14 protein-coding genes are annotated in these 19,135 nt (G+C 74.5%); 11 read left to right on the plus strand and 3 right to left on the minus strand.

Annotated features, from left to right (window positions below; all coding sequences use genetic code 11):
* Positions 1–36: 36 nt before the first annotated feature.
* Together ACWIX6_RS22055 and cysC are read left to right on the plus strand one after the other, a co-directional pair.
* Positions 37–222 carry a hypothetical protein gene (locus ACWIX6_RS22055; RefSeq protein WP_448614583.1) on the plus strand — a complete coding sequence of 62 codons (186 nt, stop codon included), beginning with the start codon at positions 37–39 and terminating at the stop codon, positions 220–222.
* Positions 223–287: 65 nt separating this feature from the next.
* On the plus strand, positions 288–1,367 hold the full coding sequence (gene cysC / locus ACWIX6_RS22060; protein ID WP_448614584.1) for an adenylyl-sulfate kinase: 1,080 nt from the start codon (positions 288–290) through the stop codon (positions 1,365–1,367).
* On the opposite strand, the gene ACWIX6_RS22065 is transcribed toward cysC, so the two are convergent.
* A complete protein-coding gene (locus ACWIX6_RS22065; protein WP_448614585.1) occupies positions 1,351–3,003 on the minus strand; it encodes a GMC oxidoreductase in 1,653 nt (550 codons plus the stop codon). The genes cysC and ACWIX6_RS22065 overlap by 17 nt on opposite strands.
* Before the next feature lie 300 nt (positions 3,004–3,303).
* Positions 3,304–4,623, minus strand: coding sequence for a UDP-glucose dehydrogenase family protein (locus ACWIX6_RS22070; protein ID WP_448614586.1), 1,320 nt, complete (start codon positions 4,621–4,623; stop codon positions 3,304–3,306).
* A 330-nt stretch (positions 4,624–4,953) separates the two neighbouring features.
* Here ACWIX6_RS22070 and ACWIX6_RS22075 point away from each other — a divergent pair, with 330 nt between their 5' ends.
* From ACWIX6_RS22075 to ACWIX6_RS22115, 9 genes are all read left to right on the plus strand, one after another.
* Positions 4,954–5,130 carry a hypothetical protein gene (locus ACWIX6_RS22075; protein WP_448614587.1) on the plus strand — a complete coding sequence of 59 codons (177 nt, stop codon included), beginning with the start codon at positions 4,954–4,956 and terminating at the stop codon, positions 5,128–5,130.
* A 90-nt stretch (positions 5,131–5,220) separates the two neighbouring features.
* Positions 5,221–6,303 carry a hypothetical protein gene (locus ACWIX6_RS22080; protein ID WP_448614588.1) on the plus strand — a complete coding sequence of 361 codons (1,083 nt, stop codon included), beginning with the start codon at positions 5,221–5,223 and terminating at the stop codon, positions 6,301–6,303.
* 225 nt (positions 6,304–6,528) lie between these two features.
* Positions 6,529–7,830: a hypothetical protein gene (locus ACWIX6_RS22085; RefSeq protein ID WP_448614589.1), complete on the plus strand. Its 1,302-nt coding sequence runs from the start codon at positions 6,529–6,531 to the stop codon at positions 7,828–7,830.
* Positions 7,831–7,956: 126 nt separating this feature from the next.
* Positions 7,957–10,152, plus strand: coding sequence for a fibronectin type III domain-containing protein (locus ACWIX6_RS22090; RefSeq protein WP_448614590.1), 2,196 nt, complete (start codon positions 7,957–7,959; stop codon positions 10,150–10,152).
* A 10-nt stretch (positions 10,153–10,162) separates the two neighbouring features.
* Positions 10,163–11,731: a lipopolysaccharide biosynthesis protein gene (locus ACWIX6_RS22095; RefSeq protein WP_448614591.1), complete on the plus strand. Its 1,569-nt coding sequence runs from the start codon at positions 10,163–10,165 to the stop codon at positions 11,729–11,731.
* Positions 11,732–11,859: 128 nt separating this feature from the next.
* A complete protein-coding gene (locus ACWIX6_RS22100; protein ID WP_448614592.1) occupies positions 11,860–14,286 on the plus strand; it encodes a fibronectin type III domain-containing protein in 2,427 nt (808 codons plus the stop codon).
* Between the two features lie 67 nt (positions 14,287–14,353).
* Positions 14,354–15,457 (plus strand): hypothetical protein, encoded by a 1,104-nt coding sequence (locus tag ACWIX6_RS22105; RefSeq protein WP_448614593.1) that lies wholly within the window; start codon positions 14,354–14,356, stop codon positions 15,455–15,457.
* Positions 15,454–16,659: a hypothetical protein gene (locus tag ACWIX6_RS22110; protein ID WP_448614594.1), complete on the plus strand. Its 1,206-nt coding sequence runs from the start codon at positions 15,454–15,456 to the stop codon at positions 16,657–16,659. The genes ACWIX6_RS22105 and ACWIX6_RS22110 overlap by 4 nt, the downstream gene beginning before the upstream one ends.
* A 220-nt stretch (positions 16,660–16,879) precedes the next feature.
* Complete coding sequence (locus tag ACWIX6_RS22115) at positions 16,880–18,208, plus strand: O-antigen ligase family protein (protein WP_448614595.1); 1,329 nt, start codon at positions 16,880–16,882, stop codon at positions 18,206–18,208.
* A gap of 60 nt (positions 18,209–18,268) precedes the next feature.
* Here the strand turns inward: ACWIX6_RS22115 and ACWIX6_RS22120 are convergent, their stop codons facing one another.
* Positions 18,269–19,027, minus strand: coding sequence for a hypothetical protein (locus ACWIX6_RS22120; RefSeq protein ID WP_448614596.1), 759 nt, complete (start codon positions 19,025–19,027; stop codon positions 18,269–18,271).
* Between the last annotated feature and the right edge of the window lie 108 nt (positions 19,028–19,135).

The raw sequence follows: 19,135 nt of genomic DNA on the forward strand, positions 1-19,135 counted from the left end.
AGACCGCTGCGGCCCAGCCGCTGTCAGGATGACCGGGTGATCATCCACCCCGGCACGTCCCTGACCCTGCTCGACGGCGCGTCGGCGGGCGACCGGGCGCACCTGGACCCGCACCGCCGCCGTCCCGGCCACCTGCACCTCTTCCGCCGGGTCTCCGACGACGCCTTCAGCGCCGCCTCGCTCTACGCCTGCCGGTGCGGGGTCGTCCGCCCCGGCATGTGAGCCGGGGGCCGCGTCGCTCGCGCTCGGACAGGTCGGCCGTCGCCCCTGCTTGACAGACTGTCGCCATGGCGCAGACCCGAGCCCGACTGTCGGACGCCGAGCTCGCCGCACTGGCCCGGTACGCCTTCGGGCTGACCGGCGAGCCGCCCGCGCTCCCCGACGCCGACGAGCTGGAGGACGCCGAGGGCGTCCTGGTCGCCGTCCGGGAGGACGGCCGGCTCCTGCCGCGGGAGATCCCGCGCTGGCGCTCCCCCGGCACCGTCCGTGACCTCCTGGACGCAGGCGCACCGCGTGCGGCCTGGGTGGGGCTCCCGCCGGAGGAGGTCGCCGAGCTGCCGGACGGGCTGCTCGTCCTGCTGCCGATGGCCGGCACCCGGCCGGACTCCGCCGTCGTCTCCACCGCGGCTGCCGCCTGGGCCGCCGCCGCGGACGGCCGGAGGTTCACCGTCGTGCCCGTGCCGGTCAGCGCTGCTGACCCCGAGCTGCCGGAGGAGGAGCTCGCAGCCGCCTACGGCGCGCGGTTGCTGGGCAGCCGGACGGCCGCGGTGAGCCCCGCCACCGGCGGCCGGGCGGTGGTCTTCACCGGCCTGTCGGGCGCCGGCAAGTCGACCATCGCCGGCCGGCTGGTGGAGCTCCTGCTCGAGGCCGGGCGCACGGTGACCCTGCTGGACGGCGACGAGGTGCGCGGCCACCTCTCCGCCGGCCTGGGCTTCTCCCGGGCCGACCGGGACACCAACGTCCGCCGGATCGGGTGGGTCGCCGCGCAGATCGCCAAGCACGGCGGCATCGCGGTCTGCGCACCCATCGCCCCCTACGAGGAGACCCGCGCCGAGGTGCGCCGGCTGGTGGAGGCCGAGGCCGGGCCGGGCTCCTTCGTGCTCGTGCACGTCGCGACGCCGCTGGCCGAGTGCGAGGCCCGCGACCGCAAGGGCCTCTACGCGCGGGCCCGCCGCGGGGAGATCGCCGAGTTCACCGGCATCAGCGACCCCTACGAGGTGCCGGGAGCCGCCGAGGTCACCATCGACACCCGGACGTCGGGCGTCGAGGACGCCGCCCGGCTCGTGCTGCGCCACGTGCTGGGCACGCCTGCCCCCGCGACGGCCGAATCCGCGGGCCCCGGCCCGACGCTCAGGCCCGCCGGGTGAGGTGGTGCCCGAGTCGCAGCGCCAGCGCCACGAGGGTCAGCGTCGGCGGTGCGGCGCCGGCGGTCGGGAACACCGCGGTGCTGAGCACGTAGGTGTTCGGCGAGGAGTGCACCCGGCAGTCCCGGTCCACCACGCCGTCCGCGGGCCTCTCCGACATGCGCAGCAACCCCATCTGGTGGGTGCCGCTGCCCAGCGCTGCCCGGTCGAGGAAGGCCTCCCGGTCGGGCAGCTGGAGCCGACCGACGCCGAGCCGCGCCAACTCGGTGCGCACCAGGTCCAGGGACCGGTAGTAGCTGTCCCGGTCGGCCTCCCGCACCTGGTAGTGCAACCGCAGCCGGGGCATGCCGAGGGCGTCCCGCTCGGCCGCGAGTTCCACCCGGTTGCCCGGATGAGGTCGCTGCTCGGCGTCCAGCCGGACCCGCAGCACGCCGGACCGCCCGGGGTTGAGCAGGGCCGGTACCCCCCGGTCCGCCAGCCAGCGCCGACGGCCGAACGCGACGGCCTGCCGGACGGTGCCCGGCGCGGTGGTGGCGATGTTGCGCAGGTGGGGCGCCAGGTCCAGCGGCCGGTCGGTGTGGAACCGGTGGGTGCCCGCCGTCTTCCCGGTGAGCCCGCCGACGAGGAGTGCCCGCTTGGCCAGGGCGTAGGCCGACAGCAGCCCGTCGCCGTGGGCGGGGTCGTGCGGGTCCGGCCCCCACACCGCCAGGTTGACGTTGACCAGCCCGTGCGCGGCCCGGACCTCGGGCCGGACGGCGAGGAAGGTGCGGGCGTAGACGCCGTCCTCCGTCCGCTGCCAGGCGCACAGCCGGGCGGCCTGGTCCGGGGTGACCGCCAGCCGGGCCACGTCCGCCACCGGATGGGTGATGTAGTTGCGCCCGACCTGCCCGTGCTCGTCACCCAGGGCCGGACCCTCGGGACGTCGTGAGGCCAGCAGCAGCCGGGTGCTCTGCAGCCCGCCGCCGGCCACCACGAACTCCGAGGCCTGCACCGACCACCGCGGACCCCCGCCCCGGCCGACCACGGCGCGCGCCGTCCGCCCGTCCGCGTCCTGGTGCAGGGCGGTGACCAGGGCGTGGTGGCCCAGCCGGAGCCGCCGGGAGGTGGCGACCAGCTCGGCGAAGTGCCGGAACCGCACCGGCGGGGAGTACCGCCAGAGTTTCTCGGTCAGCAGCGCCCCCTCAGCGCCCTCCGGGAGCAGCGGCCGGCTCCCGGGCAGCGCGGCGGCGGCCCGGTACTCGTAGCGGCCGGCCCGCAGGCACTGCTGGGCCTCGGCGTACCACCGGTCGAGGTCGGTCCGGGACAGTGGCCAGCTCTCACCCCGCTCGGGGCGGGCGACGAAGTCCTCCGGGTCCAGCGGCGCGAGTCGGCCACCCCACAGCGCCAGGGCACCGCCCACCCGCCGGGTGCTCACCGAGGCGAGGCCCTCGTGGTCGGCGCCGGACCGCAGGCCCTCCAGGGTCTCCTCCAGTGCCCGGTCCCGGTGCAGGCCACCGGCCTCCAGCACGAGGACCGACCGGCCGGCACGCTCGAGGCTCGACGCGAGCACGAGGGCCGCGATGCCGGAGCCGACGATGCAGACGTCGGCCCGCAGCACCGTCCCGTCCGGGACCTCTCGCCCGTCGAAGAGCACCGCCACCGCCCCGGACCGTCGTGGGCCGGCTCCGCGCGGCACCCGCCGGCCTCCGTGGACGACGCGGGACGCGCGGGACGCCGGCGACCGTCTCGTCTTCGGTCCACCGGGTGCCGCGTCGTCGGGTGACGGCCCGGTGGACGTCAGGCGGACCCTAGCCACCGGCGGGACCGGCCGGACAGGCCTCGGGACACGGGCCGGGCCGTTCCCGGGGTGACGAACGACACGGTCCGGACGCGCTGCCGTCACGGCCTCACGCTGTGTCGACGACGGGGGTGCCGCAGCTCCCTGCGGCTCGCGTCCCGGTCAGCCGGCGCGGCGGCCCAGGGCGCGGTAGGACCAGCCGGCGGCCTCCCAGGTGTCGCGGTCCAGGGCGTTGCGCCCGTCCAGCACCCGCTTCTGCTTGACCAGCTTCCCGAACGCGACCGGGTCCAGCTCCCGGTACTGCTTCCACTCGGTGAGCACCAGCACCGCATCGGCCCGGTCCGCGGCGGCCTCCGGGGTGTCCACGACGTCCAGCTGCGGCCAGGACCGGCGGATGTTGTCCCCAGCCGCCGGGTCGGTCACTTGCACCACCGCACCCTGCAGCTGCAGCTGCGCGGCCACGTTCAGCGCAGGGGAGTCCCGGATGTCATCGGAGTCGGGCTTGAACGCCGCCCCCAGCACCGCGACCCGCTTGCCGACCAGCGACCCGTCACACACCTCCCGGGCCAGCTCCACCATCCGGATCCGCCGCCGCATGTTGATGTTGTCCACCTCACGCAGGAACGTCAGCGCCTGGTCGGCACCCAGCTCTCCCGCCCGGGCCATGAACGCCCGGATGTCCTTGGGCAGACAGCCGCCGCCGAACCCGAGACCGGCGTTGAGGAACTTCCGGCCGATCCGGTCGTCGTGACCGATCGCGTCGGCGAGCTGCTTCACGTCCGCGCCGGTGGCCTCGCACAGCTCGGCCATCGCGTTGATGAAGGAGATCTTCGTCGCCAGGAACGAGTTGGCCGCCGTCTTGACCATCTCCGCGGTGGCGTAGTCGGTGACCACCTGCGGAGTGCCGGCCGCGACGATCGTGGCGTACACCTCGTCGAGCAGGGCGCGGGCGGTGTCGCCGTCGGCGTCGGCGGGCAGGCCGTAGACCAGCCGGTCGGGGTGCAGGGTGTCCTGGACGGCGAAGCCCTCCCGCAGGAACTCCGGGTTCCACGCCAGCATCGCGCCGGGCACCTTGCCGGTGACGGTCTCGGCCAGCCGGGCCGCCGTCCCCACCGGCACCGTCGACTTCCCCACCACCAGGTCCCCGGGCTTCAGCACCGCCAGCAGCGACTCGGTCGCCGCCTCCACGTAGCGCAGGTCCGCGGCGTACTCCCCCCGCTTCTGCGGCGTCCCCACGCACACGAAGTGCAGGACCGCCTCCGCGGCGTCGGCCATGTCCGCGGAGAACTGCAACCGCCCCGTCGCCAACGTCCGGGCCAGCAGCTCCTCGAACCCCGGCTCGTAGAACGGCGCCTTCGCCTGCTGGAGGGCCTCGATCTTGGGCCGGTCCACGTCGATGCCCACCACGTCGTGACCCAGCTCGGCCATCGAGGCCGCGTGGACCGCGCCCAGGTAGCCACAACCGATGACCGAGATCTTCATGAACCAGCTCCAGAGCGGCAGGGGTCGGGGGCGAGCGCGTGCGGCGCCCGCGACATCCCGACGGTGCGATGTCGTGACGGACGGTAGGCCGGATCGGCGGCCCGGGTCCAGCCAGCACTCCTTGGACAACCCGGTCGGGGGACCTGGTGCTGACGGAGAGCGACCACCGGGCGGACCCCGCGACCGGGCACGGTGCGTGACCTCGGAGTAACCGTTGTGCACGTCTCGTCGCTCGGCGCGTCCCCGGGTGAGCGGATGGTGGCGCACTGTGCGTCCCCCCGTGGGCACGCGTTCACCGCACGGACAACTGCGCTGCCGATCCTCGGTCGCATGACGATTGCACTGCTCATCCCCGCCTGGCTGGGGCTCGCGCTCCTCGCCGGCGGCTTCCTGGGGGCGCTCGTCCGGCACGGCGACCGGTCCGCGGCGACCCTCTGCGCGGACCCGCACCGGTCACCGGTCCGGCTCCCCGCTCCCGAACTGGCGCGAGTCGGCGCGACGACCTAGGTTGCCGTGGACCGGCAGGTTCCGGTCCACTGTCCTCCGAACGGGCGAGATCGCAGGTCGCGGCCCACCCACACCTTGGGAGGAACAGAGATGCCAGCCGCACCACTGGGTGGGGGGCACCAGTCGGCACCCGGCCGGCGGCCCGTCCACGAGCCGGCCCGACGTCGGCGCAGGCACGTCGCCGACCTGCCGGCGGGGCTGCTGCTGGCGGTGACCGTGCCGATGGCCGTCGCCGCCCTCACCGCCGTGGTGCTCGTCGCCGGCATCAGCCTCACCCTGGTGGTGCTCGGGCTCGCCCTCCTCGCCCCCGCCGCGGTGACCCTGCTCGCCCGCCGGTCCCGGTGGGCCGTGATCGACAACCGCCAGGTGGCAGGCCTGCTCGGGGTCGCCGGCGCCGCCATCGCCATCGTCGGCGGGGTGCAGAGCGTGGCTCCGGGGCCCGCCGACGACCGGGTCAGCCTCGCCGAGGCGCTGTTCGAGCCGGACGTCGAGGAACCGGCCGAGACCACACCGCGCACCACCACCATCCCGTCGACCTCGTCCCGCACCGAGGACCCGGCGGCCGACGTCGAGCCGTCGCAGGTCTCGCCCTCGATCGCGGCAGCGGAGCGCCCGGCGCCGGCGACCACGCGGCAGCAGGACACCCCGACTGCCGCGAAGACCCCCGCCCGGCTGGCCCGCCCGCTGCCGGCCCCGTCGTCGACGACCGCCCCGCGGACGACGTCCGGCGGCACCACGACGGTGAGCTCACCCAGCAAGATCACGACGCCGCCTCCGGCTCCGCCGCCCCCCGGCACCACTCCGCCGGGCACCACGACCCCTCCCTCGGTCCCGACGACCACCCCGCCGCCGGTGCAGACGACCACCCCGCCGGTCCAGACCACGACCCCGCCGGTCCAGACCACGACCCCGCCGGTCCAGACGACCACCCCGCCGGTCGAGACCACGGACCCCCCGGTCGAGACCACGGACCCCCCGGTCGAGACCACGGACCCCCCGGTCGAGACCACGAACCCCCCGGTCGAGACCACGAACCCCCCGGTCGAGACCACGAACCCCCCGGTCGAGACCACGAACCCCCCGGTCGAGACCACGAACCCCCCGGTCGAGACGACCACCGAGACGAGCCAGACCACCTCGGAAACAGCCCAGACGTCCTCCACCTCCCGCTGACGGCCGCGCCGGGTCCGGCCGGACGTCAGGCGCGTCCCGAATCGGCAGGCATCACCCGGTCGAGGGGTTGACCCGCGCACCGACGTCTGCCTGAGCCTGCGCGACCGTGCGATGGTTCTACTGTGGAGAGGCGACCCGGGTGTCGGGGCCGCCGGAGCTGCTGCACGTCAGCGTGCGGCACCACCACCGAGGCCGGCCGGCCCGAGGAACTGGAGGGCACGTCGCGTGCGGAGAACGATCGGGTCCGTCGTGGTCGCGTTGATCGCCATCGTGGCGATCACCGCCATCGCGTTCAGCGTGCTCGGCGACGAGAAGCCCCGCGGCAGCGTCGCCACCGCCGCGGCTCCCACGCCGGACCCGGCCGAGGCGGTCCCGGAGGACCAGCGCCGGGTCCAGCTCGACCCCTTCACGGTCGCGTCCCAGGACTACAGCTACGGGGAGCTGGGCTTCAGCGCCACCCGTGACAAGGCACAGAGCAAGCTGTGGTTCCACGACGGGTCCTGGTGGGCACCGATGATCGAGCCCTACAGCCTCGAGGTGCGCATCTTCGAGCTGCGCGAGGGCACGTGGGTGGACACCGGCGTGTTCGTGGACGCCCGTTCGCAGAGCAACGCCGACGTGGTGTGGACCGGCGAGACCCTGTACATCGCCTCCCGCACCTCCACCGGCCAGCTGCTGCTGCAGCGCTACACCTACGGGGCGGACCGCGTCTGGACGCCGTCGACCCCGGCGCCGCAGCTGATCGCCATCGGCGGAGGTCAGTCCCTGACCATCGCCGTGGACACCGTCGACCGGGTGTGGGCCACCTGGGTCGCCGACGGGCGGGTGTGGATCAACAACAGCGCACCCGGCGGTCAGCAGTTCACCCAGCCCGTGACGCTGAAGGGCGGGGAGAGCGTCGCGGACGACGACGCGACCGCCATCGTGGAGTTCGCCGGCCAGATCGGCGTGCTGTGGTCCAACCAGACCGCCGACTCCTTCCACTGGGCCTCCCGTCAGGACACCGCGCCGGTGGACCAGTGGGCCGAGAACGAGGTCGTGGACCAGGGCATCAACATCGCCGACGGGCACATCAACTTCGCCGTGTCCCCGACCGGGGACGTCTACGCCGCGGTCAAGACGTCGCTCGGCGACGACGACGAGGCACCGGAGAGCCCGCTGCTCGAGGTGCTGCGCCGTGACCCCTCCGGCGCCTGGACGGTGCACACCGCAGCGACGGTGGCGAACAACATGACCCGTCCGCAGCTGGCCATCACCGCGGACGGCCGGCACCTGATCATGGTCGCGACCTCCCCCCAGACGGGCGGCGTGCTGCACTACAAGATCGCCGACACCGCCGACCTGCGCTTCTCCCCCGGCAAGGGGTCGCTCCTGCTCGCGTGGGAGGGCGTCATCCTCAACGACGCGACGACCACCAGGAACACCTTCGACCCGGCGGTGCCGCTCGTCGTCCTGGCCAGCGACAAGGACAACGGCCGCTACTACCACGCGGAGTTGTCGCTCGGGGGCATCCTGTCCGCCCCGTGACGCGACCCCGCACATTGGGGAGCGACTGAGCGTCCCCTTCCTGTCACGATCAGCTCAGAGTCCCAGCCGTCCCCGCTCCCGGGAGACCCACGGCTCAGCCAGCCCCCGATCTCTCCCGAGGTGTGCATGTCCGCCGTGCAGTCCAGCAGTGTGCGCCCGACGCCGGTCCCCGCGCGCGTGACGGCTGCGCTGATCGCGATCGTGCTGGGCCTGCTGACCCTGCACACCGCGGGGGCGCCGGCCGCCGCCGCGGCGGACGCGGTGCCGGTGACCTACGCGGGGCCGGCCTACCCGGTGGCGGGGGGTCCGCCGTCCGCGGACAAGCCGCAGAGCAAGCTCTGGCACAACGACGGCGCCTGGTGGGGGCTGCTGCGCTCGACCAGCGGACCGATCACCGTCCACCGCCTGCGGGACCACGTCTGGCAGGACACCGGCACGGTCGTGGACGACCGCGCCGCCAGCACCGGGGACGCCCTGTGGGAGGGCGGCAAGCTGTACGTCTCCAGTCGCGTCTCGGGCTCCGCCGGCACGCTCCGGGTGGTCCGGATGTCCTACGAGAGCACCACGGACGTCTACTCCCTGGACGCCGGCTTCCCGATCACCATCGGCAAGGGCGGCAGCGAGTCGATCACGATCGCCCGGGACGGCCTGTCCCGGCTCTGGGTCACCTACACCCAGGGCAGCAGGGTCTACGTGGCCCACACCACGACCGGTGACACGACGTGGACCGCGCCCTTCGTCATCCCGGTGCCCGACACCACGCTCAGCAGCGACGACATCTCCGCCGTCATCGCCTTCGGCGGCAAGGTCGGCGTCATGTACTCCGACCAGCAGAGCCAGGTCATGCGCTTCGCGGTGCACGTGGACACCGCGCCGGACACCAGCTGGACGATGGAGGACGCCTACACGGGCGGCCTCGCCGCGGACGACCACATCAACCTCAAGTCACTCCTCGAGGACGACCAGGGCCGCATCTACGCCGCGACGAAGACGTCCAACGACGGCTCCGGCGAGCCCAGCATCGTCGTCCACCAGCGGACCTCCGCGGGCGTCTGGACGAGTGCGGTCGCGGCGACCAAGGCCGAGAACGCGACCCGTCCCCAGCTCGCGCTGGACAGCACCAACCGGCAGCTCTACGTCCTGATGACGTCGCCGGAGAGCAACGGCGGCGGGATCGTCTACTACAAGCGGACCCCCCTCGGGCAGCTCGCCTTCACCGGCGGGAAGGGCACCCCCTTCGTGTCCACGCCGAACGTGAAGGTCAACAACCCCAGCACGACCAAGCAGGCGGTCGACGGGAGCACCGGCCTGGTCGTCCTCGCCACCGACGACACGAACGGCCGCTACTACCACGGTGAGCTGTACCTCGGGTCCGCACCGCCGCTCACGCCCGCTCCGGACTCCACCCCGCCCACCGCGCCGCAGCAGGTGACCGCCCAGGCCACCTCGCCGACCTCCGCCACCGTCTCCTGGCAGCCGGCCACGGACGACGTCGGGGTGGCCGGGTACCGGGTCCTCCGGAGCACCGGCACGGCGGCCGCGACGCAGGTCGGGACGACGACGGGGACGACCTTCTCCGACCCGGGTCTCACGGCGTCGGGGACGTACTCCTACACGGTCCACGCGGTCGACGCGGCCGGCAACGTCTCACCGGTGTCGGACCCCGCCACGGTGACGACGCCGGCCGGCAGCACCGCTCCTCCCCCGGCCACGGGTCCGGCCACGTTCGTCGGGGCCGCCACGGCGACGGGGACGACGACCAGCACCGCGGTCGCCTCCCCGGCCGGCGTGCAGACCGGCGACGTCCTCGTCGCTGCCGTCGCCACCCGCGGCGCACCCACGATCTCCGCCCCGACCGGGTGGACCCAGGTCCGCGTGGACGCCAACGGCTCGACCATGCGTCAAGCTGTCTTCGTGAAGGTCGCCACCAGCACCGACGGGTCGGCGACGTTCGCCCTCAGCAAGGCGCAGAGCACCGTCGTGCAGGTGCTGGCCTACCGCGGCGTCTCCACCACCAGCCCGGTGGTGGCGTCGGCCGGGGCGACCTCGACGACGGCGACCGTGACCAGCCCTGCCGCGGCCGGCGTCACCGGCGGCCCGGTCATCGCCTTCGCCGGGATCGCCCGGACCACCCCGTTGACCCCCGACGCCCGGCTGGTGGAGCGCAGCGAGGTCACCACCCCGGGCACGGCCACCTACAAGGTCACCGCCGCCGCCGGCGACGCGACGGCTCCGGGCACCACCGCCGGGCCCTACACGACGACCGCGAACGGCTCGTCCGGTGGCGTCGGCCAGACCGTGACCCTGCGGCCGAGCGCGTGAGCGGGGCACGGTGACGTCGACGGCCCGGGAAGCGGGACCACAACCGCCGCGCAACCCCTCGCTGCGCGGCTCCGCCGCGTCCGGGATGGCGTGGCAGGGGTCGTCCTACCTGTTCGGCAAGCTCAGCGTCCTCGCCACGACGCTCGTCCTGGCCCGGCTGCTGGTCCCGGAGGACTTCGGCCTGGTGGCCCTGGCGATGGTGTTCATCACCTACGCCGACTCCTTCGCCGACCTCGGGGTGGCGCAGGCGCTGGTCTACCTGCCGCGGACCGTGGCCACCGCACGAGCCGCCCTGCTGACCGCCCTCGCCTCCGGAGCGCTCCTCCTGGGCGGCGCCGTGGTCGCCGCTCCGGCCGTCGCCGCGCTGTTCGGCGAGCCGGACGCGGCACCGCTGATCCGGCTGCTGGGCATCTCGTTGCTGGCCGGCGCGGTCGCCTCGGTGCCCGAGGCGCTGATGCGGCGGGACCTGCAGTTCCGCCGGCTCAGCGCCTCCGCCGTCCTGCGGTCGGTGGTGCTGGGCGTCGTCTCGATCGTGCTGGCCTCCCTGGGCATGGGGGCACTGGCCCTGGTCTGGGGCACCGTCGTCGGCGCGGTCGTCTACGCCGTCGCCACCTGGGTGCTGCTCCCCGACCGCCCGGACGCCCGGGTGTGGCGGGCCGAGCGCACGGCCGTGCGCGCCGTCCTGGGGTACGGCCTGCCCGCCGCCGGCGGCATGCTGCTGGCCAAGCTCATCTTCGACATCGACTACCTGATCGTCGGCCGGGAACTGGGCACCGAGGCCCTGGGCTACTACACGATGGCCTTCCGGATGCCCGAGCTGCTGATCATCAACGTCTTCTTCGTCGTGTCGTCGGTGACGTTCCCGCTGTACTCCAAGGCCCGGGAGGACCCCGAGCGGCTGCGCCGCGGCTACTTCACCAGCGTGCGCATCCAGGCCACCTACGGCGTCTGCGCCGGCCTCGGGGTCGCCGCCGTGGCACCGGTGCTCGTCCCGGTCCTGCTCGGGGACCAGTGGGGCCCGGCGGTGGCCGCCCTGGTGCCGCTGGCGCTGTACGCGGCCTTCCGGTCACTGGGTGCCGGGGCCAACGACCTCTACAAGGCGCTGGGACGGCCGGGGATCTCGGTCAAGATCTCCTTGCTGCGGCTCGTGCTGCTGGTGCCGGCGCTGGTCTACGCCACCCGCTGGGGGATCGTCGGGGTCGCCTGGACCCAGGCGGCCGCCGCCGCGCTCTTCGTGGTGCTGATGCAGGGCGTCGCCCTGCGGGTGATGGGCGGCCGCTGGTCGCAGCTGGTGCGGGCGGCGGCCCCCGGTGTAGCCGGCGGCCTGGGAGCCGGTGGCGCGGCGCTGCTGGTCGTGACGCTGCTCCCCGGACCGGACGCGCTGGTGCTCGCCGTCGCGGTGCTGGCAGGGGGGCTGGCGGGAGCCCTCGTCCTGCGGCTGGCCGCCCCCACCCTGCACACCGAGGTGCTGTCCATGGTGCAGGGCAGACGCACCCGCCCGGCGGCGGCAGCGGGTGGGCATGCGGCGCCCTCCGGCCAGAACGACCACGAGGCGTGGCGATCCGATTCAGTCCCGTGACGGCTTCCCGGCGCGGCTGCGGCGCGTAGCGACCCGATGGCCGACTCGTTGTCCTACCCCTGAGGGGTTGTGCATATTCATCGGGCTTCGCGGCCGGGTCCGGCCGCCCCGACGTCCGATGAGGTCACGTGCCTGCCACCACCGCTCTGCCCGCTGCGGTCCCCACCCGGACCCGCAGCCTGTGGCTCCTCGCCACTCTCGTGGTCGCCATGCTCACCCTGCAGGTCCAGGGCGCACCCGCAGCCCGGGCCGCCGACCCGGTGACCTACCAGGGCCCCACCTACCCGGGACCCGGGTTCGCCGCGACCGCGGACAAGCCGCAGAGCAAGCTCTGGTACAACGACGGCTCCTGGTGGGCCCTCATGACCGCCACCGGCGGCGTCTACATCCACCGGCTCGGGGCCGACCACCGCTGGGTCAACACCGGGACGGTCGTCGACGAGCGCACCAGCAGCACCGGCGACGCGCTCTGGGACGGCAGCAAGCTCTACGTGGGCAGCCGGACCGGCAGCGCCATGCGTGCCATCCGGTTCTCCTACAACGCCAGCACGGACACCTACACCCGGGAGTACAGCAAGACCTTCGGCAACGGCGGCACCGAGTCGATGTCGATCGCCAAGGACACCACCGGCCGCCTCTGGGCCGCCTACACCCAGGGCTCGCCCCGGCGGGTGTACGTGACCAACACCGGGACCGACGGGCTCACCTTCGGCACCCCGTTCCTCGTGCCCGTGTCGGACAACACCGTCTCCTCCGACGACATCGCCGGGGTCATCGCCTTCGCCGGCAAGGTCGGCGTGATGTGGTCCGACCAGGACCAGGACGTCATGCGCTTCGCCGTGCACGCCGACTCGGCCGCACCGACCGCCGGCTGGACCCTCGAGAACGCGCTGACCGGCTCCAACAACGCCGACGACCACCTGAACCTGAAGTCCCTGCAGGGTGACAACTCCGGGCGGATCTTCGCGGCGGTCAAGACCTCCCGCACCGGCTCCACCGACCCCAGCATCGTCGTCCTGCAGCGTTCCTCGACCGGGAGCTGGACCAACGCGACGGCCGCCCAGAAGGTCGACAACCTCACCCGCCCGCAGATCCTGCTGGACGGCACCAACAGCCGGCTGTACGTGTTCATGGCCACCGAGAGCGGCGGCACGGTCTACTACAAGTCCACCCCGCTGGGCTCGCTGGCCTTCGCCAGCGGCAGGGGCGCCCCCTTCGTCCAGTGGTCCGGCGCCAGCATCAACAACCCCAGCACGACCAAGCAGACGGTCACCGCGGCCACCGGAATCGTCGTGCTGGCCAGCGACGAGGACACCGCCCGCTACTACCACGGCGAGCTGTCGCTGGGTGGTGGCACGACGCCGACGCCGGACACCACGGCGCCCGCGGCACCGACGGGGGTCAAGGGCACGCCGACCTCGACCTCGGTCGCGCTGTCCTGGACGGCGTCCACCGACAACGTCGGCGTCACCGGCTACCGGGTCTTCCGCAACGGCACCCAGGTCGGCACCCCGACCGGCACCAGCTACACCGACAGCGGCCTGACCGCCTCCACCACCTACAGCTACACGGTGGCCGCCGTCGACGCCGCCGGGAACGTCTCCGCCCAGTCCTCGCCGGCGACGTCGGTGACCACGACGAGCGGGTCGACCGGGGACACCACCGCACCGGCCGCGCCCACCGGCGTCACCGGTTCGTCGCCGAGCCCGACCTCGGTCGCGCTGTCCTGGACGGCGTCCACCGACAACGTCGGCGTCACCGGCTACCGGGTGTTCCGCAACGGCACCCAGGTCGGCACCCCGACCGGCACCAGCTACACCGACAGCGGCCTGACCGCCTCCACCACCTACAGCTACACGGTGGCCGCCGTCGACGCCGCCGGGAACGTCTCCGCCCAGTCCTCGCCGGCGACCTCGGTGACCACGCAGGCGGGCACGGAGCAGCCGGGCTCGGGGGTCACCTTCGTGGGTTCGGCGACGGCGACCGGGGCGACGAACAGCACCGCGGTGGCCGCGCCGGCCGGCGCGACGACCGGGGACGTCCTCGTCGCCGTGGTCTCCAGCCGGGGCGCGCCGACGGTCGCCACCCCGGCGGGCTGGACCCTGGTCCGCCGGGACGCCACCGGGTCGACGATGCAGCAGACGGTCTTCGTCCGGCCGGCCACCACCAGCAACGCCTCCACCTGGACGCTGAGCTCGGCGCAGGCCAACGTGGTCCAGGTGCTGGCCTACCGGGGGGTGGACGCCGCCAACCCGGTGGTGGCCTCGGGCTCCGCGCTCTCGACCGGCACGGCCATCACCAGTCCGGCCGTGGCCAGCGTGGCGGGTTCCCGGGTGCTGACCTTCGCCGGCCAGGCCCGGACCGCGACGCTCGCCCCGGCAGCGCCGCTGGCCGAGCGGAGCGAGATCACCACGCCCAGCACGGCGACCTACAAGGTCACCGCCGACGCGGCGGACACCACCACCAGCGGCACCACGGCCGGCCCGTTCACCACCACTGCCAACGGGAGCGCCGCGGGCATCGGGCAGACTCTGGCACTCCGGCCCGGCGCCTGAGTTCCCCTCCCGGGAGCCGCTGGGGCCGGACGACGGCCCCAGCGGCACCACGGGAGGAGAACCCACGATGAGCCAGGTGGTCGGGACGGAGGCGGCCGGCAGCAGGTCGGCGCTGGTGCGGGGCGCACTGGCGGCGCTGGACGCCGCCGGGGTCGAGCACGCCCTCCGCAACGGCGACCTGACGGTCACCGACCCGGCGGCCGACCTGGACGTGCTGGTCCGGCCGACGGACCTCGCGCGGCTCGACCGCGCCCTGACGGCGGCCGGCTGGCGCGAGCTGCGGGCCCCCGGCCACCGGGGGCACCGCTTCTACCTGCGGGAGGCGGCGGACGCCACGTGGGTGAAGCTCGACGTGGTCACCGAGCTCCGGTACGGCACGCAGCGCAGCGGGACCGGGCCGCTGCTGGACCGGCGGCGGCGGGTGGACGGGGTCTGGCTGGTCGCCGAGTCCGACGCCCGGCAGCACGCCGAGCACCGCGCCGCGGGCCGGCGGGAGGTCACCACCCCGCTGGAGCGGCTGACCCGCGCGCTGCCGGTCGGGCTGCGGCGCCGTGGGTGCATCGTGGCGGTCCTGGGTCCGGACGGCGCCGGGAAGGGCACCGTCACCTCCGCCCTGGCGGCCACCCTCCCGGTGGGCGTCACCCAGGTCTACCTCGGTGACCGTCGCTCGCAGACCGCCGAAGCGGCGGGCGCGGGTGGCACCGCCACCGTTCCCCCGGCGACACCGCCCAGCGGCCCCCTCCAGACCGCCAGGGAGGTGGGGTTCCTGCTGCGCAAGCTGGCCGGCTGGGCACCGGCACTGCTCCGCGCCCAGACGGCCGCGTGGCGGGGCCACGTCGTCCTGGCCGACCGGCACCCGCTGGACGCGGTCGCGGTCCAGCCGCGGCGCACCCCGGTGGGGTCGGCCGTCGAGCGGTTCCTGGCCACCCGCGTCGTGCCGGCACCGGACGCCGTCGTGGTGCTCGACGCCCCGGGTGAGCTGCTCTACCGGCGCAAGGGCGAGCACACCCCCGAACGGCTGGAGCGCTGGCGGCAGGGGTACCGGGACCGCCTGGTCCCCCGCGGTGCCACGCTCGTCGACGCCGGCGGCGCTCTCGAGGACACCGTGGCGCGGGCCCGGCACGTGCTCTGGGAGGCCCTGGGCCGCCGGCGCGGCTGGCCACCGGCGTGACGGCCGGCGCCCCGGCAGGCGGCGGGTCCGGCGTCCACCCCCGGCCCGGTGCCGAGCTCGCCACGCTGCTGCACCTGCTCGGCCCGGCCGACGGCCGACCGGGGGCGGCCCCGCTCGCGGCGCTGCCCTGGGCCCCGGCCGGGGGCGGGCCACCGGTGCTGCTGTCCCAGCTCGCTCGCCGGCTGCGCGCCACCGCCACGGTCGCCGTCGCGTCGGCCGCTGCCCGCCGCCGGCCCACCGTCGTCCGGCCCACCCGCGGCTCGCTGGCCCCCGGCACCCGTGACCGGCTGCGCCGGGCCGCCGGCCGGGGACTGGTGGCCGCGCTCCCCGAGCCCGGTCGCCCGGTCGTCCTCGACCGGGTCCTCGACGACGCCGGCGCGGTCCTGGCCTCGCCCCTCGGGGTCGGCGCGGACGGCGCCGTCCGCGCGATGGTCACCCGGGGGGACACCCGGGGCCTGCTCCGGATGGGGCTGGCCGGCGGCCCGGCCGACCCGTCGGGCTCGGCCGCCGGGCTGCGCCGGCTGGCCGCTGCCGGCGTCCTGCACGTCCCCGCGCTGCTCGCCTCCGGCGTGCGCGACGACGTCGTCTGGTCCCTGGAGGCCGCGTTGCCCGGCAGCCGCCCGTCGGCCGTGTCCCCCGCGCTGGCCGACCGGGTCGCCGCCTTCACCGCCGCGCTGCCCCGTGCCGACGGACCGGTCGACGCCACCGCCGACGCCGAGGTGATCGCCGTCGCGGTCCCGTCCTGTGCGGCCGACGTGCGCCGGATCGCCGGGACGGTCACCTCGTCGGCGCTGGCCGCCCAGGGCCGGCTCCGGCACGGCGACCTGTGGGCGGGCAACCTGCTGGCCCGGGGCGACGAGCTCACCGGCGTCGTCGACTGGGACGCCTGGAGCCCAGCCGGCCTGCCCGGCGTCGACCTGTTGCACCTGCTGGCCACCGAGGAGCGGATCCGCACCCGCTCGGCGCTCGGCGAGGTGTGGCTGCGCCGGCCCTGGGACGCCTCCCCGTTCGCCGACCTGGCCCGGCGCCACTGGCCGTCCTGGGGCTCCGACGCCCCGGCGCGGGCCACCGTGGGCACCGCCTGGTGGCTGGGTCAGCTCGCCTCGGACCTGCGTCGCAACCCCTCGCTGGCGCGCGACGACCGGTGGGTGGCCCGGAACGTCGCAACGGTCACGGCCGCCCTCGCCGACAGCACCGGTTGACCCAGGGCGCGGGTCGTCACTCCCCGTTCGGCAGTCCGGACAGGGACCGCCCCGGCCACCCGTTCGGGGGTGGGCCGGCGCCCGAACGCCCCGGATGGCCCGGGCACCATGGCTACGATGTCCGGGAGGAGGGTGCCGGATGTCCCTGGAACGTACAACGCTGAACCCCGTCGTCCCACCGACCGACGGCGCCGTTCTGCCGCAGAGGCGGTGGGAGGACGTGGGCCTGCCCCTCATGGGCGGCACCGCCGCGCTCGCCACCGGGGTGGCCGTCGGCTTCGGCGGGGCCCTGTGGGTACTCCTGGCGGTCGGGGCGGTCGCGGCCGTCCTGTTCACCTACTACTCCGAGCGTGGGATCCTGCACGCCATCGCGCTCGCGCCCTTCATCGAGGGGCTGGACCTGGGCCCGGCGAGCATCGGACGGCTGATGGCCGTCGGCATCGTCGTCGTCCTCGGGTTCCGGCTGCTGTCCGGCCGGCTGAGCCTGCCCGACTGGCGCCCCATCGTCTGGCTGCCCGGGGTGGCGCTGTTCCTCGGCATCTTCACCAGCGGTCTCTGGGCCCGGTCCATGGGCGAGTGGGCCTTCGAGGTCGGGTCGATGGCCCTGGCGCTGGCCTACTTCGCCGGCTTCGCCCTCCTGGTCACCCGGGTCCAGCACGTCCACCGGCTGCTCGTGACGTACGTGCTCGGCGCCACCTTCGCGTCCTTCGTCGGCCTGGCCCAGGTCTTCACGCCCGACGCGCGGGCGGTCGGGCTGCAGGGGGACGCCAACATCTTCGCGCTGTACCAGGTGGCCGCCATCCCGGCCGCGATCGCGCTGGCGAAGCTGGCCGGCGGGGCACGTCGGGTGGGCTGGACCCTCACGATGCTGCCCATCGTGGCGTCCATCGTGGCGTCGGAGTCGCGCGGCGCCCTCATCGCGCTGGTCGTCACCGCGCTCTACCAGGCGGGCACGCACCGCCGCCGGTGGCTGCTGCTGCCGCTCACGGCCGCGGCGATGACCGGGGGCGTGCTCGCCGTCGTCCTGTCCAACTACCGCTACTCCCCCGAGCGGGTGGCCGCGGACCGGGCCAGCGGGCGCATCGACATCTGGCTGGTGGCCTGGCGCTCGTTCCTCGACCACCCGTGGTTCGGGATCGGTTCCGGGAGCTTCAAGACGCAGAGCATCGAGCTGCTGACCACCGAGCCCGGGGTCGAGCTGGTGAAGAGCCACCTGCTGTTCGGCGAGGGCATCTCGGTGCACAACATCTACCTGGAGGCGGCAGCCGAGACGGGTGTGTTCGGCCTGAGCCTGCTGGTGCTGTTCCTCGCACTGACCGGGTGGAACCTCTACCAGGCCGCCCGGCGCCACCGCAGCGCGGCCGTCGCCGCGCTGTTGCCGATGCTCGTCGCCTTCTGCGTCGCGGCCTTCTTCCTGTCCATCCCCAACAGCAAGCTGCTGTGGATGCTCGCGGGCCTGGCGGCCGCGCTCAGCGCCATCCCGCGTGCTGCCGATGGCGAGAGCCCGACCGCGGACCCGGCCCTGGAGAGCGCCGCGCCGTCGAGCTGAGCACCGCCGCCCGGGGCCGTCCCCCGGGCGGCGCCGGGGAACCGGCGTCCGGGGGAGGACCTACGTCCGGTCCTCGCTGATGAGCAGCCAGAGGTGGAGCAGGATCCCGAAGGCGATGCCCAGCTCGGCGACCTCCTGGTACCGCAGGACGGCCCGGTACGTCGTCTCGTAGCTCGTCTCCCGCAGCGTCTCCATCACGCCGGACAGGATGAGGGCGTAGTAGACGGAGAAGAAGGACGCGGCGACGGCGAACGACGGCAGGGTCTCCCGACCGAAGGTGAGCAGGGAGCGGGTGCCCGCGCGCCGGGTGGCGCCCCGGACGAGGGGGCTGAGGACGCCGTACACGGAGATCAGGAAGAACACCGCGTTCAGCACCTTGCCGACACCATGCAGGTTGTGCAGCGTCGTCTCGCCCTGGGCGTTGACGCTCATGAGGTCCGCGGAGTCCGGGAAGCCCGGGATGACCCGCTCCCAGAGCTCCTGCCCCCAGGACACCTCCTCGCCGGCGACGAGGAACAACGCGGCAGCACCGACCGCGTAGAGCAACGCCACCGACCGGTGCCCGCCGCGGGAGAGCCGGCGGGACACCACGACCGCGCACACCGAGCCGAGCAGGTAGAAGAGGAACTGCAGGTCCTCCACGACCGAGTAGTCCATCACGAAGAAGAAGTAGGCGGACGGCGCGACGGCGTAGAGCAGGAGCGCGACCACCGCGACCGCGACCGGGAAGAGGACGGCGGCGCGGCGGACTCCCGGGCTGCGGTGCCACACCTCCTGCGCGGCCGTGACGCGCTGGGCGACCGATGAGGTGATCGACACCGAAGGGGTCCTCTTCCTGCTGTTGGCGGGCGCTGGCCCCGGTACGGAGGCGACAGTAGTGGCTCTCCGTGACGACGGGCGGGGACGCCGACCCGGTCGAGGGAGGCC

This window comes from Modestobacter sp. URMC 112, assembly GCF_053502575.1.

Excerpts from the sequence above, each read along its gene's own strand:
- ACWIX6_RS22090 (WP_448614590.1), top strand. The coding sequence starts at position 7,957 with ATGTCCGCCGTGCAGTCCAGCAGTGTGCGCCCGACGCCGGTCCCCGCG.
- ACWIX6_RS22080 (WP_448614588.1), top strand. The coding sequence starts at position 5,221 with ATGCCAGCCGCACCACTGGGTGGGGGGCACCAGTCGGCACCCGGCCGG.
- ACWIX6_RS22075 (WP_448614587.1), top strand. The coding sequence starts at position 4,954 with ATGACGATTGCACTGCTCATCCCCGCCTGGCTGGGGCTCGCGCTCCTC.
- ACWIX6_RS22070 (WP_448614586.1), bottom strand. The coding sequence starts at position 4,623 with ATGAAGATCTCGGTCATCGGTTGTGGCTACCTGGGCGCGGTCCACGCG.
- ACWIX6_RS22105 (WP_448614593.1), top strand. The coding sequence starts at position 14,354 with ATGAGCCAGGTGGTCGGGACGGAGGCGGCCGGCAGCAGGTCGGCGCTG.
- cysC (WP_448614584.1), top strand. The coding sequence starts at position 288 with ATGGCGCAGACCCGAGCCCGACTGTCGGACGCCGAGCTCGCCGCACTG.